Origin of the sequence: Streptomyces sp. NPDC046915, assembly GCF_040644935.1 — a bacterium.
GTDB lineage: Bacteria > Actinomycetota > Actinomycetes > Streptomycetales > Streptomycetaceae > Streptomyces.
This window is the reverse complement of record NZ_JBEYXB010000001.1, coordinates 914501-928545: the sequence shown is the minus strand read 5'-3', so window position 1 is coordinate 928545 and position 14045 is coordinate 914501. Positions and strand designations below refer to the sequence as shown.

General features: G+C 72.6%; 13 protein-coding genes. 2 read left to right on the top strand and 11 right to left on the bottom strand.

From position 1 onward, the window contains the following. Nucleotides 1-18 precede the first annotated feature (18 nt). Both ABZ915_RS04090 and ABZ915_RS04085 read right to left on the bottom strand, forming a co-directional pair. Entirely contained in the window at nucleotides 19-714 is a 696-nt protein-coding gene (locus ABZ915_RS04090; protein WP_361795343.1) for an alpha/beta hydrolase, read from the bottom strand. A 49-nt stretch (nucleotides 715-763) separates the two neighbouring features. Then, nucleotides 764-1342, bottom strand: a complete 579-nt coding sequence (locus ABZ915_RS04085; RefSeq protein ID WP_361795340.1) for a hypothetical protein — start codon at nucleotides 1340-1342, stop codon at nucleotides 764-766. 323 nt (nucleotides 1343-1665) lie between these two features. On the opposite strand from ABZ915_RS04085, the gene ABZ915_RS04080 reads away from it, so the two are divergent. Then, entirely contained in the window at nucleotides 1666-2097 is a 432-nt protein-coding gene (locus ABZ915_RS04080; RefSeq protein ID WP_361795337.1) for a protease inhibitor, read from the top strand. Between the two features lie 134 nt (nucleotides 2098-2231). Here the strand turns inward: ABZ915_RS04080 and ABZ915_RS04075 are convergent, their stop codons facing one another. From ABZ915_RS04075 to ABZ915_RS04050, 6 genes are all read right to left on the bottom strand, one after another. Then, complete coding sequence (locus ABZ915_RS04075; protein WP_361795335.1) at nucleotides 2232-2633, bottom strand: anti-sigma factor antagonist; 402 nt, start codon at nucleotides 2631-2633, stop codon at nucleotides 2232-2234. 154 nt (nucleotides 2634-2787) lie between these two features. Beyond that, a complete protein-coding gene (locus ABZ915_RS04070) occupies nucleotides 2788-2946 on the bottom strand; it encodes a CDGSH iron-sulfur domain-containing protein (protein WP_361795838.1) in 159 nt (52 codons plus the stop codon). A 43-nt stretch (nucleotides 2947-2989) separates the two neighbouring features. Further along, nucleotides 2990-3664, bottom strand: a complete 675-nt coding sequence (locus ABZ915_RS04065) for a HemK2/MTQ2 family protein methyltransferase (RefSeq protein WP_361795332.1) — start codon at nucleotides 3662-3664, stop codon at nucleotides 2990-2992. Beyond that, nucleotides 3665-4678, bottom strand: a complete 1014-nt coding sequence (locus ABZ915_RS04060) for an iron-containing redox enzyme family protein (protein ID WP_361795329.1) — start codon at nucleotides 4676-4678, stop codon at nucleotides 3665-3667. A gap of 79 nt (nucleotides 4679-4757) precedes the next feature. After that, nucleotides 4758-5765, bottom strand: a complete 1008-nt coding sequence (locus tag ABZ915_RS04055; RefSeq protein WP_361795326.1) for a Ppx/GppA family phosphatase — start codon at nucleotides 5763-5765, stop codon at nucleotides 4758-4760. Nucleotides 5766-5909: 144 nt separating this feature from the next. Then, nucleotides 5910-7412, bottom strand: a complete 1503-nt coding sequence (locus ABZ915_RS04050) for an MFS transporter (protein ID WP_361795323.1) — start codon at nucleotides 7410-7412, stop codon at nucleotides 5910-5912. Between the two features lie 144 nt (nucleotides 7413-7556). Here ABZ915_RS04050 and ABZ915_RS04045 point away from each other — a divergent pair, with 144 nt between their 5' ends. Then, on the top strand, nucleotides 7557-8084 hold the full coding sequence (locus ABZ915_RS04045; protein WP_361795320.1) for an SRPBCC family protein: 528 nt from the start codon (nucleotides 7557-7559) through the stop codon (nucleotides 8082-8084). A 4-nt stretch (nucleotides 8085-8088) separates the two neighbouring features. On the opposite strand, the gene ABZ915_RS04040 is transcribed toward ABZ915_RS04045, so the two are convergent. The 3 genes from ABZ915_RS04040 to ABZ915_RS04030 are packed head-to-tail and all read right to left on the bottom strand — an operon-like array spanning nucleotide 8089 to nucleotide 13968. Continuing rightward, complete coding sequence (locus ABZ915_RS04040; RefSeq protein WP_361795317.1) at nucleotides 8089-10941, bottom strand: NHLP bacteriocin export ABC transporter permease/ATPase subunit; 2853 nt, start codon at nucleotides 10939-10941, stop codon at nucleotides 8089-8091. A gap of 1 nt (nucleotide 10942) precedes the next feature. Next, a complete protein-coding gene (locus tag ABZ915_RS04035) occupies nucleotides 10943-13165 on the bottom strand; it encodes an NHLP family bacteriocin export ABC transporter peptidase/permease/ATPase subunit (RefSeq protein ID WP_361795314.1) in 2223 nt (740 codons plus the stop codon). Beyond that, nucleotides 13162-13968: an HlyD family efflux transporter periplasmic adaptor subunit gene (locus tag ABZ915_RS04030; RefSeq protein ID WP_361795312.1), complete on the bottom strand. Its 807-nt coding sequence runs from the start codon at nucleotides 13966-13968 to the stop codon at nucleotides 13162-13164. Before ABZ915_RS04030 ends, ABZ915_RS04035 begins: the two co-directional genes overlap by 4 nt. Nucleotides 13969-14045: the final 77 nt, after the last annotated feature.

Below are 14045 nucleotides of genomic sequence, written 5' to 3'. Positions count from 1 at the left end.
TAGGCAAGGGAGCGGGTGTCAGGCGCCTCGGGCCGACTCCTGGAGGATCCTGGCCAGTTCGCGCGGCCGGGAGAACATCGGCCAGTGGCCGGTGTCCAGCTCGACCAGGTCCCAGCGCTCGCTCTTGAGCAGCGCGGCCACCGCGGGCAGCGGGGCGCGCCCGTCGCGGACGCACTTGATGTACGTCGCCGGCAGTTCGCCCAACGGGCGCTTGAGAACGGCTGGTTCCGTCATCGTGGCGCCCGGGTGCGGGGTGCCCTCGGTGACGATGCGCTCGATCTGCTCGGCGGTGAGGTCCTGGCCCTCGTAGGCCGCCGGGGGGAGGGGCGGCCAGACGCCGCCGTGCGCGTCGAGGGCCTGCCGTATGTGGTCACTCGCGAAGCCGGCGAGGAACGACTCCCCGTCGGCCGGCACGTTGGAGTCCACGAACACCACGCGCCGCAGCCGTTCACCGAGCCGCTCGGCGGCCTGCCCGACGGGCACGCCCGAGTAGCTGTGCCCGACCAGGACGACGTCCCGCAGGCCGAGGCGCTCCACCTCGTCCACGATGTCCTGGACGTGCGTCTGCTGCCCGGCCGGAATCCCCTGCTTCTCGGCGAGGCCGGACAGGGTCGGCGCATGGACCTCGTGACCGGCCGCGCGCAGTTCGGCCGCCACCTCGTCCCACGCCCACGCCCCGAGCCAAGCCCCCGCCACCAGTACGAAGTTGGTCATGCCGCCAACATAGCCGAGGGGTCCGACAACGCCCCGGCCGCCGGCGCTCTCAGGACTCGTCGGTGTCCTGCTCGGTCTTCGCGGGTGAATCGGTCACCTCCTCCGCCGAGGCGTCCGGTCCCTGCGCCCGTACCCGCTGGACGTGCTCGAGTGACTCCCGCAGTTCGGTGAGCCAGTCGTCGGTGTGCCGCTGGACCAGCCGTACGCACCAGGCGAGGGCGTCGCTGCGGCTGCGGGCGACCCCGGCCGCGATCAGGGTGTCGAGGACCTGGCGCTCGGGCTGGCGCAGACGGGTCATCACGGGCGCGGCCACGTGCGTGAACAGGGCACGCTCGCCGTCGCACTCCACTCCCCACGACACCTTCCTGCGGAACCGGTGCTCGGCCTCGCGGGCCACGGCGATCCGGGCCTCCCGGGTGCGTTCCCGGAACTCCTGGACGCGGCCCTGGACGGCCGCCTCCCGCTCCGCCTCCGAGGCGCCCTCGGTGAGCCGGGGCGCGGGGATGCGGCCGATCACGGTGATCTCCTCGCGGTCGGCGCTGACCTCGACCAGTTCCTGGAAGAGGTCCTCGGGCAAGCGGCCGGTGAACCAGCCGCGCAGCTTCTCTCGCTGTTCTGAAGTAATCATGTAATGACGATTACTCTGCTTCCACATGAACACAAGGGGCCACGGGGAAGTGCGCCGACGGCTGAACCGGAATGTTTCAGGCCTATTAACGAACTGGTGAAATTCAGCCACTTGGCTGCTTGAGGCGATCAAGAACCGCTCAGTTTCGGCGTTGGAACGTTCGAACTCCGTGACTTCACGCCACTGATTCAACACGCAAGGTTACTGAAACCTATGGGTTCGATGTGAGATTCGGCGGCGGACTCGGCAGAGTGGCGCACGCCGCCCCGGCACCCACCGGTCCGGGCCGGCAACCCGTCTATTCGAGCGGAAGGATGCACACAATGCGGACCACCGCGCGCTGGGCAGCGACCCTCGGCCTCACGGCCGTCACCGTCTGCGGACCCCTGACCGGGGCTGCCGTCGCCGCACCGGGCAGCGCCCCGTCGTCGCTCTACGCCCCCTCTGCCCTGGTGCTGACCACCGGCCACGGCGAGAGCGCCCTCACCGCGACGCCCGAACGCGCCGTCACCCTCTCCTGTGCCCCGACGGCCTCCGGCACGCACCCGGCCGCCGCCCAGGCCTGCGCCGATCTGCGCGCTGCCGGCGGTGACCTGAACAGCCTCAAGAGCAATGAGGACGTGTTCTGCACCAAGCTCTACGACCCCGTCGTCGTCACGGTCGAGGGCGTCTGGCAGGGCAAGCGCGTCTCCTACGAGCGCACCTTCGGCAACGCGTGTATGAAGGACGCCTACGGCTCCGTCTACGCGTTCTGAGGACCGGGATCGCCGGTCCCCGCGACCACCGGTACAGGTCCGTTGCTGGGGAGTGCGGACCCTTGTCCCGGGGATCTCGCGATCTCGCACCGGGGGACGGCGGGCGGAGTGGGGCCGCCCGCCGCCCCCCGGTTTCACGGCCGCTTCCCGGGCTGCCCGTCCCGGGGCACTCCGGGAAGCGGCGGAAAACGCCCCAGCAGTCCCCCGACGCGCAGCAGCCGGGGCAGCAGCGGCCCCTCGCAGACCAGGCGCAGCCGTCCGCCGCGCTCCCTGGCCCGGGACTCGGCCCGGCACAGCACCCGCAGCCCCGAGCAGTCGAAGAACTCCACGGACCGCAGGTCCACGAGAACGTCCGGCTCCGGCCCCGAGGTCGCGGCGTCGAGATGCTCGGCCAGCAGGTGCGCCGTCGCGATGTCGATCTCGCCCGAGGCCACCACGACGGTGAACGGCCCGCCGGCCCGGGTGCGGGCGCACGCGTTCGCCGCCGGTGCTTCTGGCAGGATCCGTGGGTCGAGGTCGTCGGCTTCCGGCGTCATATCCGCTCCATGTCGCCCGGCGCCTGGGATCCGGGTAGTTACCCCGAAGGACGCACAGGCATCCGCGCGAGACGGCCCATAAGATCAAATCCCCTCGATCGAGTGAATCTCTGCCTGCGTAGTTGACGTAGTTGATGTCATCGACGTAGTTGACTCAGGCCCTGCGCCGGTGACTGGTGTCGCACCAGGGATAGCGGCGGCTGCGCCGACAGGTGCACAGGGCGACGCGGAACCGGTCCGAGGACACCGTGGTGCCGTCCTCCAGCTCGACCTCCACCGGACCGTCGACGAGGATCGGACCCCGCCGCCGCATGGTGACGCGCCGGGGCGGGACGGGTCGCCCGGCCCCAGGGGTGTCAGAAGGCACGTTCGGCACGGATGACCACCAGCTCTTCCCTCTCGTCGGCCGCCGACAGCAGCCCCCGCTCCCGCAGCCAGCCGAGCCTGGCCCGCAGCACCGGCCCGAAACCGATCCAGCGGCGGCGGCTCACCGCGGCCTCGAGTCCGGTCCCGCGCAGCAGCTCCAGGGTGCGCTCGGCGCCGCTCACCGCGGACTGGACGATCAGCAGCACCCCGCCGGGGCGCAGCAGCGCGGGGGCGTCCCGGCAGATGCGGTCCAGGACCAGACGGCCGTCGCGGCCCGCGTCCCAGGCCCGGGACCGGCCGCGGGGTTCCGGCCGGGCGTCGGGCGACGGTACGTACGGCGGGTTGGCCAGGATCACGTCGAACGACCGTCCGCGCACGGGCCCGAAGAGGTTCCCGCGCCGGATGCGCACCGGAAGCCGGGCCAGCCGCGCGTTGAGCCGGGCCGTCCACACCGCCCGCCGGGACACGTCCACAGCCGTCACCTCGGCGCCCCGCCGGGCGGCGACCAGGGCCAGGGCGCCGCTGCCGGTGCCCACGTCCAGCACGCGGGCACCCGGGGCCAGCGGCTCCTCGGACAGGGCTTCGACCAGCAGGTCGGTGTCGTCCTGGGGCGCGTACACGCCCGGGAGTACCAGTGCGTTCACGAGGCGCGGGTACCCCCGCATTCAGGAGATATGGTGCATTTCCTGTGATAGCGGTATCCGGAGCGAGGACCGTCCCGCGCGCCAGGCGTCCAGCAGCCGCCGGGCGAGACGCTCCTCCAGGTATCCGGTCGCGTCGACGCCGAAGGCGATGTCCGCCGCCAGCCCCGGCTCCTCATCGAGCAGTCCGCCGATGACGTCGTGGCGCACCACCTGCTCGTGCACCGCGTCCGCCGCCACGTGCTCCTCGTAGAAGAACTCCGCGGCCGGCCCGGCGCCCGTGCGGCGCATCGCCTCGGCCAGCCGCCGGGAGCCGGGGGAAGAGGTGATCTCCACCGCGGCGAAGTGGCCCACCAGGGCGCCGCGCAGCTCCCGGTGCAGGCCGAAGAGGGACATCAGGTTCACCGTCGCCAGCACCTCGGCCGTCGCCGCGTCCAGATAGCGGCCGTACGTGGTGTCCAGGCCGAGGTCCGTCATCAGCTCGGCGAACAGGCGGGCGTGCACCCGGTCGGCACGGCCGCCGCCGTACTCGTCGAACTCGACCGCGGCCATCGCCGCCTTGGCCCGGCCCCACAGGCGCGGCAGGACCCAGGCGTGCGGGTCGGCCTCCTTCAGGTGGTACAGGGAGCGCTGGGCCGCGTACTCCCGCAGTTGCCACAGCTCGCCCTCGTCGCGCAGGTAGTGGCTGACGCCCGAGCCGTCGACGGGCTCCACGAGGATCTCCGCGAGGGCGTCGTCGAGGCTGTCGTGGACCGGGGTGCCGGCGCGCAGCGCGGACCGGAAACGCCGCTCCATCACCGCCCGTGCGCGCAGCAGACCGGGGTCCCACTCGCGGTCCGGGGCCACGCCCGCGAAGCCGCGGTAGTGCAGCTCGTAGCAGAGGTAGAGGGCGAGCTGGAGGTCGTCGCCGTACACCTCCGCCGCCGTGATCGCCTCCTCGGGCGGCGGCGGGCCGGCGCCGAGCAGGTACTCGCCGACGGCCGCGGAGACCGGGCCGCGGGCGGGGGGCGGTGCGGGTCCCGGGAAGTGCTGTTCCATGCCGCCCGGGTACCCGGCCGTGCCCCGCCGTCCCGCCCCCGCCCGGCCCGCCGGGAGCACGTCGGCTCGGTGCGGATGCTCAGTTCGCGGCGCCCGCGACGCGCAGGGGCACCGGGTCGGGCGGCGGGGGCTCCTCGGAGCGCCGGGTGGTCTCCGCCCACCAGGCCGGGCCGTCCTCGATGCGCCGCAGCAGGATGCCCTCGCGGATCGCCCACGGGCAGAGGGCTACGGAGCCGATCCCGGTCAGCTTCATCACCGTGTGGCCGACCACCGCCCCGGCCAGGCTCTGCGCGGCGCGCGGCGCCGAGATGCCGGGCAGATCGGCGCGCTCGGCGGTGGGCAGCGCGGCCAGCCGGCCGACCGCGTCGCGCAGGTCGGCACGGTGCAGCATCCGCTCCACGAACGGCCCGTGCCGTCCCGGCGGGGCGCCGCACAGCCGTCCCAGCTGCTGGAAGGTGCGTGAGGTGGCCACCGCGGAGCGCGGGCCCTCCCAGCGGATCCGGGCGGCCACGTCCCGCAGCTGGTGGCGGACCTTGCGCCGCAGGTCGCGCAGCCGCTCGGCCGAGGGCGGGTCCTCGTCCTCGAAGAACTCACGGGTCAGCCGCCCCGCTCCGAGCGGCAGCGAGGCCACGAAGTCCGGCAGCCGGCCGCGGCCGAAGGCGACCTCGAGCGAGCCGCCGCCGATGTCCAGCACCGCCAGCGGACCGGCCTGCCAGCCCAGCCAGCGCCGGGCGGCGAGGAAGGTCAGCTCGGCCTCGACCTCACCGGGCAGGGTGCACAGGTCGACCCCCGTGCCCGTGCGGACGGCCCGCAGGACCTCCGCCCGGTTCGGCGCCGCGCGCACCACGGCGGTGGCGAAGGCCAGCGGCCCCGCCGCCCCCCACTTGGCGGCGGTCCTGCTCGCCGCGGCCACCGCTTCCACCAGTTGCTCCACGGCCTCCTCGGGGATACTTCCCCCGGGCCCGACCTGCTCCGACAGCCGCAGCCGCCACTTGGCGGTGTGCACCGGCAGCGGCACTCCGCCCTCCGCGTCCGCCACCACGAGCCGCACTGTGTTCGAGCCCACGTCCATCACGCTGATCCGCATGGTGGGGCAAGTACCCGCTGGAACCGTCCCATGCCCTTCGCCGCGTGCGGGAGGGACCGCATACGGCCACCCGGGGCATGAGCGGGGGCCGCCGTCTCCCTGTGGACGGCGGCCCCTCGGACAGAATGCGTCAGCTGGTCGTACTCACATGTGGACGACCGGTGCGGCGTCCGCGTCCTGCTGCGGCACTCCCCGCCGGAAGACGAGGAAGCAGATCAGCGCGCCCGCTGCGAAGAGGCCGGCCGACCACCAGAAGGCGGTGGTGTAGCTCTCGATGGTCGCCTGGGCCTGGACCAGCTTGCTGGTGGCGTCCCGGCCGGACAGGTAGTCGGTCGCGGCACTGGCGGCGAGGGTGTTCAGCAGCGCCGTGCCGACCGAGCCGCCCACCTGCTGCATGGCGTTGACCGTCGCGGAGGCGACGCCCGCGTCCTCGGCCGCCACCCCGCCGGTGGCCAGCTGCATGGCGGGCGGCATGACCAGGCCGAGACCGATGCCGGTCACGACCAACTGCGGCAGCACCGCGCTCAGGTAGTGCGAGCCGACCCCGATGCCGGTCAGCCAGGCCATGCCGCCCGCGGCGATCGCGAAGCCCAGCGGGACGACCGCCTTCGGGCCGATCCGGGGCACCAGGACGGTCGTGCCGAGCTGGGCCGTCACCATCAGCGCGCCGACCATCGGCAGGAAGGCCACGCCCGTCTTGGTGGGGCTGAAGCCCAGGTTCAGCTGGAGGTAGTAGGTGAGGAACAGGAACACGCCGAACATGCCCGCGCCGGAGATCAGTACGGCGAGGAAGGAGGCCGCCCGGTTGCGGTCGGTCAGGATGCGCAGCGGCAGCAGCGGGTGCGCGGCCCGGGTCTGCCACCAGGCGAAGGCCGTCAGGAGCACCCCGCCCGCGATCAGGAAGCCCCAGGTCAGCGGCGAGCCCCAGTCGTGGGTCTCCGCGTTGGAGAAGCCGTACACCATCGAGAAGAGGCCCGCGGCGACCAGGATCGTGCCCGGCACGTCGAGCTTGGAGTTCGCCGCGTCCCGGTGGTTGGTCAGCAGGGCCTGGCCGCCGGCGAAGGCGAGCACCGCGATGGCCACGTTGACGTACAGCGTCCAGCGCCAGTCGAGCGCGTCGGTCAGCACACCGCCGAGCAGCAGGCCCACCGCGCCGCCGGCGCCGGCGATCGCGCCGTACACGCTGAACGCCCGAGCCCGCTCCCGGGCGTCGGTGAACGTGGTGTTGAGCAGCGACAGCGCGGCCGGGGCGAGGAGCGCGCCGAAGGCGCCCTGGAGGGCGCGCGCCGTGACCAGCATGGCGAAGCCGTTCGCCGCACCGCCGAGCGCGGAGACGGCCGCGAAGCCGACGACCCCTATGAGGAAGGCCGTCTTGCGGCCGAACAGGTCCGCGATCCGGCCGCCGAGCAGCAGCAGCGAGGCGAACGCCAGCGCGTACGCGGTCACGATCCACTGCCGGTTGCCGTCGGAGAAGCCGAGGTCGGCCTGGGCCGAGGGCAGGGCGATGTTCACGATGGTGGCGTCGAGGACCACCATCAGCTGCGCGAGGGCGACGACCGCGAGGATCCACCATCGCTTCGGCGAGCCGTCGGGCGACGCCTCGACGGTGCCCGGCCGGGCCCCGTCTTTCAGGGTCTTCCGTGACATCGGGGAACCACTCCAGGGAAGTCGTTCGGAGCTTCGGGCAAAGAGGCGGTAAACGAAACGGTTTCGTACACCTACTCGCCCGAGGCTAGACCAGATTCTGCGAAACGGCAAAGTTTCGTTTCGCTGCCGAAGGAGTGATCCGCCATGTCCGCCGAACTCACCGGAACCCAACTCGTGGTGGACGACGGCCGTCCGGCCGTCCGCTTCCACCGCACCTACACCCACCCGGCCGGCCATGTCTGGCGCTTCCTGACCGACCCCGGCGAACTCGCGCAGTGGTTCCCCTCCCGCGCCGAGATGGAGCTGCGCCCCGGCGGCACCATCCGGTTCAGCGGCGATCCGAACATGCCCGCGTCGACGGGCCGGGTGATCGCCGTCGCCCCGCCCCAGCACCTGTCCTTCGAATGGGGCGGTGAGGAACTGCGCTTCGACCTCACGGACGCCGGCGACGGCCGTACCGGCCTCACCCTCACCGACGTCCTGTCCGCCGCGGACGCCGCCGCCCGCAACGCCGCCGGCTGGGAGGTCTGCCTGACCGCGCTGGACGCCAAGGCGCGCGGGGAGACGGCCGAGGGACCGCACGCCGGGCCGGGCGTGCTGTGGAAGGACTTCTACGACGGCTACGTCGAGGCCGGCTTCCCCTCCGGCGCGCCCGTGCCCGGCCTCGGCTGACCCCTCAGGCCAGCTGCCGCCGCACCAGCTCGTGCAGCCGTCCGCCGGTGTCCGCGAGGAGTTCGGCGGGCGGCCCCTGCTGGATGACCTTGCCGTCCTCCATCACGATCACCCGGTCCGCGTCCAGCACCGTGGACAGGCGGTGGGCGATGACGATCCGGGTCGCGTTGAGCTTGCGCGTGCTGTCGATGACCGTGCGCTGGGTGTCGTTGTCCAAGGCGCTGGTCGCCTCGTCGAAGAACAGGATGCGCGGCCGGCGGATCAGCGCCTGGGCGATCATCAGGCGCTGCCGCTGCCCGCCGGAGACCGCGCCGCTGCCCGAGACGATCGTGTGCAGGCCCATCGGCATGCGCTGGATGTCCTCCGCGAGCCCCGCCAGCTCCGCCGCCGCCATCGCCTCCTCCGGCGTGTAAGGCTCGGTGCCGCAGATGACGTCCAGGATCGAGCCGGTGAACGGCTGGGCGTGCTGGAGCACCACCCCGCACTGCCGCCGAACCGCCGACTGGTCGAGGGCGGCGAGGTCCTGGCCGTCGTACAGCACGCTCCCGGACACCGGCCTGTCGAAGCCGATGAGCAGCCTCAGCAGCGTGGACTTGCCGCAGCCGCTGGGGCCGACGACCGCCACGAACTCGCCCGGCCGGACCTCGAACGACACGTCGTCCAGGACCAGCGGACCGTCGTCGGCGTACCGGAAGGACAGCCGCCGCGCCTCGACGGCCCCGGACAGCGGGCCGGGCCGGGTGCTCGCGGCGCGCACCTCGGGGCTCGCCTCCAGCACCGGCCTGATCTCCTCGAACAGCGGCAGCGCGGCCACCGCCGAGACGAAGGCGCCGGTCAGCTGGGTGACCGAGGTGAGCAGCATGGTCACCGAGGTGTTGAAGGTGAGGAACGCCGCCGCCGACATCGCACCCCTGGCCGGGCCCGCCAGCAGCATGAACATCAGCAGGGTGCACACCGGGAGGTACACCGAACCCAGCACCGTGGTGAGGTTCTTGATCCGCCCGACCTTCTGCTGCAACTCGCGGCTGCGCGCGAACTCGCCCGCCCAGGCCGCGTACGCGTAGTTCTCCGCCGCCGCCACCCGCAGCTTCGGCAGGCCGCGCAGGGTCTGGAACGCCTGGTTGTTCAGCTTGTTGCCGAGCACCACCAGACGCCGCTGCCAGCGCACCTGCCACAGGCCGAGCCCCAGGAACACGGCGCCGATGACCACGAGCATGCCGATCGCCGCCATCGCCATCGGCACGCTGTACCAGAACAGCAGGCCGAGGTTCATCACACCGACGGTCACCGACTGGGCGACCACCGGACCGACGCCCGCGAGCAGCCGGCGGATCGCGCTGATGCCCATGGCCGCGCTCGCCAGTTCGCCGGTCGAGCGCCGGGTGAAGAACTTCGTCGGCAGCCTCAGCAGCCGGTCCCAGACGGCCGGCTGGAGCGTGGCCTCGATACGGCCCTCGAGCCGGAGGATGGTCAGGTTCTCCAGGAGCATGAACGCGGCCGCCACCACACTGCTGATCATCACCGCCAGGCAGACCTGGACGATCAGCCCCTGCTGGGCCTTGGGCACGTACTCGCCGAGCACCTTGCCGGTGGCGATCGGCACCAGCGCGCCGATGGCCACGGTCACCAGCCCGGCGAGCAACAGGTTCAGCAGGTCACCGCGGGTGCCGCGCATGCTGAACCGGAGCAGTCCGAGCGGGCCGAGACGCCGCTCGGGCAGCGGGCGGTAGAACATCACCGCGCGCGGCTCGAACTCCTCGGCGTTGGCCTTCTCGACCGGCGTCTCCCGGCCCGTCGCCGGATGCACCGCCACATAGCCGCCGCGCCGCCACAGCAGCGCCACCGGCGCCCCCGACAGGGCCCGGTGCCCCACCAGCGGCCCGACGTTCTCCCGCCACCAGCGGCCGTCCAGCCGCACCGCCCTGGTGCGCACCCGGGACGCCAGCGCCACCTGGTCCACCGGGTCGAGACGGTCCCCGCCGGTGCCGCTCTGCGCGGGCTCGGCGAGGGTGATCCCGGCGGCCTGGGCGACCAGCTTGCAGGCCGCGTAGCCGGCGTCGGCGTCGGCGGGCGTGGTGCGCTTGGCCGAGGGCCTGCCGATGGACGCGAGGAGGGTGCGGTCGGCCTGCGCGCGGACCGCCTCACCGGCCTTGATCCCGGCCGCGGTGCGCGTCTCGTGGGTGCGCTCCAGCTGCTCGATCCACCGGTCGAGGGTGGTCAGCAGCCGGTACTGCTGGTCGACCATGCTCTGCCACACGGCGGGGTCCATCAGCAGATCGGCGGCGGCCTCGGCGCCGTACAGCGACCCGTACTGCACGCTGCCCGGCGGGACCTGCATCCAGAACACGTCCTCGTCGTCCCCCACGCTCGAATCCGCTCGCGCGGGGGCACCCCCATCCCCGGAGGCCGGGTCGCCGGCCATCGGTGCCTGGAAGAGGACCGACAGGCTGCGGCCGACGCCGAGTGCGAGGGCGTACTCCAGCGGGCTGGTCGTCGGCGGCACGTACTGCGGGTTGCCGTACTCGTCGTACGACCAGGTCTGGGTGGACGCGGGCTGGTACAGCTCGCGCAGCCCGATACGGTGCACCACGCAGTCGCGCAACGGGCGGGCGACCAGGGTGTGCTGCGGTCCGGGGACCGGGCCGAGCAGCAGCGAGCCCGCCTCCAGACGGCCGAGGTGATGCCAGTGGCCCTGCTGCCCGGCGTCCACTGCGAACAGGTCCACGGCGCCCGCCGCGACCAGCCACAGCACCTGCGGACCCTCCAGGTCCAGCCGGTTCAGACCGGTGCAGTCGATGGGCGTGCCCAGCGCGCCGAGCGCGCCGAGTACCAGGTCGCCTTCGGGTACGGACGTCATCTCACCGCTCCCTGACCAGCGCGGCGTACGCACCGCCGCGCGCCACCAGCTCGGCGTGCCGCCCGCGTTCGACGACCGTGCCGTGCTGGAGCACGACGATCTCGTCGCTGTCGCGCACGGTGCTCAGCCGGTGGGCGATCACCACACAGGCGCAGCCGCGCCGGCGCAGGTTGTCCATCACGATCTGCTCGGTCTCCGCGTCCAGCGCACTGGTCACCTCGTCGAGCACGAGGATGCTGGGCCGCCGTACCAACGCCCTCGCGATCTCCAGGCGTTGACGCTGTCCGCCGGAGAAGTTCCGGCCGTCCTGCTCGACCTTGCTCTGGATGCCGCCGGGACGGCGCATGACCACGTCGTACAGACCGGCGTCCCGCAGGGCCTCCACCACGGCGTCATCCGGGACCGACGGGTCCCACAGGGCCACGTTGTCGCGGACCGAGCCCTCGAAGAGGAACACGTCCTGGTCGACGAAGGAGACGGAGGCCGCGAGCGCCCCGCGCGGGATGTCCTCCAGACGCTGTCCGTCGATGCGGATCACGCCCTCCCAGGGCGTGTACAGCCCCGAGATCAGCCGGGAGACGGTCGACTTGCCGCTGCCCGAACCGCCGACCAGCGCGACCTGCTGACCCGGGCCGACGGTGAGGTCGAAGCCGGTGAGCAGCGGCTTGTCGAGGGGGCTGTAGCCGAACGCGATGTTCGCGAGCTCGACGTGCCCGTGCAGGCGCCGGGTGGAGTCGGCGCCGCCCGGACGGGCGTAGAGCGGGTCGGCCTGGAAGTTCTCGACGTCCTTGAGACGGGCCACGTCGGCCGCGAAGTCCTGGATGCGGCCCGCGACGCCGTTGAGCCGGGTCAGCGGGGCGGTGAAGCGGGTGACCAGCGCCTGGAAGGCGACCAGCAGACCGACCGAGATATGGCCCTCGACGGCGCGCATCCCGCCGATCCAGAGAATCAGCGCGCTGTTGAGGGTGGCGAGCGTCGGGGCCACCACGCCCAGCCACGCGCTGGGCACACCGAGCCGCTGCTGCTCCTCCAGCGTGGTGGCGTGCTGACCGGCCCACTTGCGGAAGTAGCCGTCCTCGCCGCCGGTCGCCTTCATCGTCTCGATCAGCTGAAGCCCGGTGTACGAGGTGTTGGTCAGCCGCGCGGTGTCCGCGCGCAGCTTGGCGGTGCGGGTGGCGCGCAGCCGTACGACGAACCGCATCGCCACCACGTTGAACAGGGCCACGCCGATGCCGACGAACGTCAGCTGCGGGTCGTAGGTGTACAGCAGCAGCGCGTACAGCACGACCACGATCGCGTCCACGCCGGCCGCCGCGAGGTCGCGGGCCAGGGTCTCGGCGACCTGGTCGTTGGACTGGAGCCGCTGCACCAGGTCGGCCGGGCTGCGCTGGGCGAAGAAGGTCACCGGCAGCCGCAGCAGATGGCGCAGGAAGCGGGCGCTGGAGAGGGTGGAGGAGACGATCCGGCCATGCAGCAGATTGGCCTGTTGCAGCCAGGTCAGCACCACCGTCAGCAGCACGCACGCGCCCATCGACGTGAACAGCACGCCCAGCAGCGAGGTCTGACCGCCGATCAGGAACATGTCGATATAGGTGCGGCTCAGCGCGGGCACCGCCGCGCCGACCGCCACCAGCAGCAGGCTCGCCAGGACGGCCGCGGGCAGCGTGCCCGCGGTGCCGCGCAGCCGGGCCGGCATGGCACCGAGGACGCCGGGCCTGCGCCCGCCCCGCACGAAGTCCTCGCCCGGTTCCATCACCAGGACGACCCCGGTGAAGCTTCCGTCGAACTCCTCCAGGGGCACGAAACGGCGGCCCTTGGCGGGGTCGTTGACGTACACCCCGCGGCGGCCGAAGCGGCGGCCCATGCCGTCGTAGACGACGTAGTGGTTGAACTCCCAGAACAGGATGGCCGGGGCCTGCACCTCGGCGAGGGCGGCCAGGTCCATCTGCATGCCCTTGGCGGTCAGGCCGTAACCGCGCGCCGCCTTCAGCAGGTTGCTGGCCCGCGAGCCGTCCCGGGAGACGCCGCAGGCGATGCGCAGCTCCTCCAGCGGGACGTGCCGGCCGTAGTGGCCGAGGACCATCGCGAGGGAGGCGGCGCCGCACTCGACGGCCTCCATCTGGAGCACGGTGGGGGTGCGGACGGCCCGGCCCCGGCTCTTGGGGACCGTGCGCCGGGGCGGGGCGGCCCGGCGTCTGCCGCGGGTTTCCTGGGCGGTCGTCACGGGAGCAGCCAATCGACGGGACGCTGGTCGGTCAGCCGGATCGAACCGGTGGCCAGGGTCATGGAGTCGAGCGCGTACGGCGGCCCCTCGGCAGAGCTCCACCGGTAACCGCTCCTGGACCCCGAGGACCTGTCGAGCTCGACGAGTACCGCCACCGGGCGTCCCTTCTTGGTGAACTGCTCGCCCAGCTGGGCGTCCCCGAGGAACGCGGCGATCGACTGGGCGGACTGGGCGGTGCGGTCCACCGACTTCACATGGCCGCGCAGCACCCCGTACTCCTGCGTGGACACCGACGACACGGTCAGGTCGACCGGGGCGTGCGCGGGGATCGAGGCGGCGTTCTCGGCGGGGACGTACACCGTCGCGTACAGCGGGTCTGAGGTGTGGGCGACCTTCTCGACGGCGGCGACGTTCGCGCCGGTCTGGATGATCTGCCCGATGGTGGCGGCCAGCGCGGTGACCCGGCCGGCGGCGACCGTGCGGACGACCGATTCGCCCTGGGCCGTGCGGACCTTCAGGACGGGTGCGTCGGCCCGCAGTCGTTCGCCCTGCTTGGCGAGTACGGCGGTGACCTGGCCCGCGACCGGGCTCTGGAGGACGTAACTGCCCTCGGCGTGCGTGAGGATGGCGGGCGCGCCGACGGTGGAGGCGACCGAGCCGGTCACCGCCCAGACGGAGGCGGCCGCCACGGCGAGGAGCGAGACGGACAGCGCGAGCCAGCCCTGGGGGCGGGCCAGCCGCACCGGAAGGTCCAGCTCTTCCGGCGACTGGAGCTTGGCGAGGGCCTGTTGGCGGAACTGCACGGGACTATCCCTCACCTGTGGGTGGGACTGTTACGGCATCGATGAGTCCCGGAGCCGGGGGGCGGCTCCGGGACTCA

Excerpts from the sequence above, each read along its gene's own strand:
- ABZ915_RS04085 (WP_361795340.1), bottom strand. The coding sequence starts at position 1,342 with ATGATTACTTCAGAACAGCGAGAGAAGCTGCGCGGCTGGTTCACCGGC.
- ABZ915_RS04050 (WP_361795323.1), bottom strand. The coding sequence starts at position 7,412 with ATGTCACGGAAGACCCTGAAAGACGGGGCCCGGCCGGGCACCGTCGAG.
- ABZ915_RS04070 (WP_361795838.1), bottom strand. The coding sequence starts at position 2,946 with ATGCGGCGGCGGGGTCCGATCCTCGTCGACGGTCCGGTGGAGGTCGAG.
- ABZ915_RS04045 (WP_361795320.1), top strand. The coding sequence starts at position 7,557 with ATGTCCGCCGAACTCACCGGAACCCAACTCGTGGTGGACGACGGCCGT.
- ABZ915_RS04080 (WP_361795337.1), top strand. The coding sequence starts at position 1,666 with ATGCGGACCACCGCGCGCTGGGCAGCGACCCTCGGCCTCACGGCCGTC.
- ABZ915_RS04090 (WP_361795343.1), bottom strand. The coding sequence starts at position 714 with ATGACCAACTTCGTACTGGTGGCGGGGGCTTGGCTCGGGGCGTGGGCG.
- ABZ915_RS04055 (WP_361795326.1), bottom strand. The coding sequence starts at position 5,765 with ATGCGGATCAGCGTGATGGACGTGGGCTCGAACACAGTGCGGCTCGTG.
- ABZ915_RS04075 (WP_361795335.1), bottom strand. The coding sequence starts at position 2,633 with ATGACGCCGGAAGCCGACGACCTCGACCCACGGATCCTGCCAGAAGCA.
- ABZ915_RS04065 (WP_361795332.1), bottom strand. The coding sequence starts at position 3,664 with ATGCGGGGGTACCCGCGCCTCGTGAACGCACTGGTACTCCCGGGCGTG.
- ABZ915_RS04040 (WP_361795317.1), bottom strand. The coding sequence starts at position 10,941 with ATGACGTCCGTACCCGAAGGCGACCTGGTACTCGGCGCGCTCGGCGCG.
- ABZ915_RS04060 (WP_361795329.1), bottom strand. The coding sequence starts at position 4,678 with ATGGAACAGCACTTCCCGGGACCCGCACCGCCCCCCGCCCGCGGCCCG.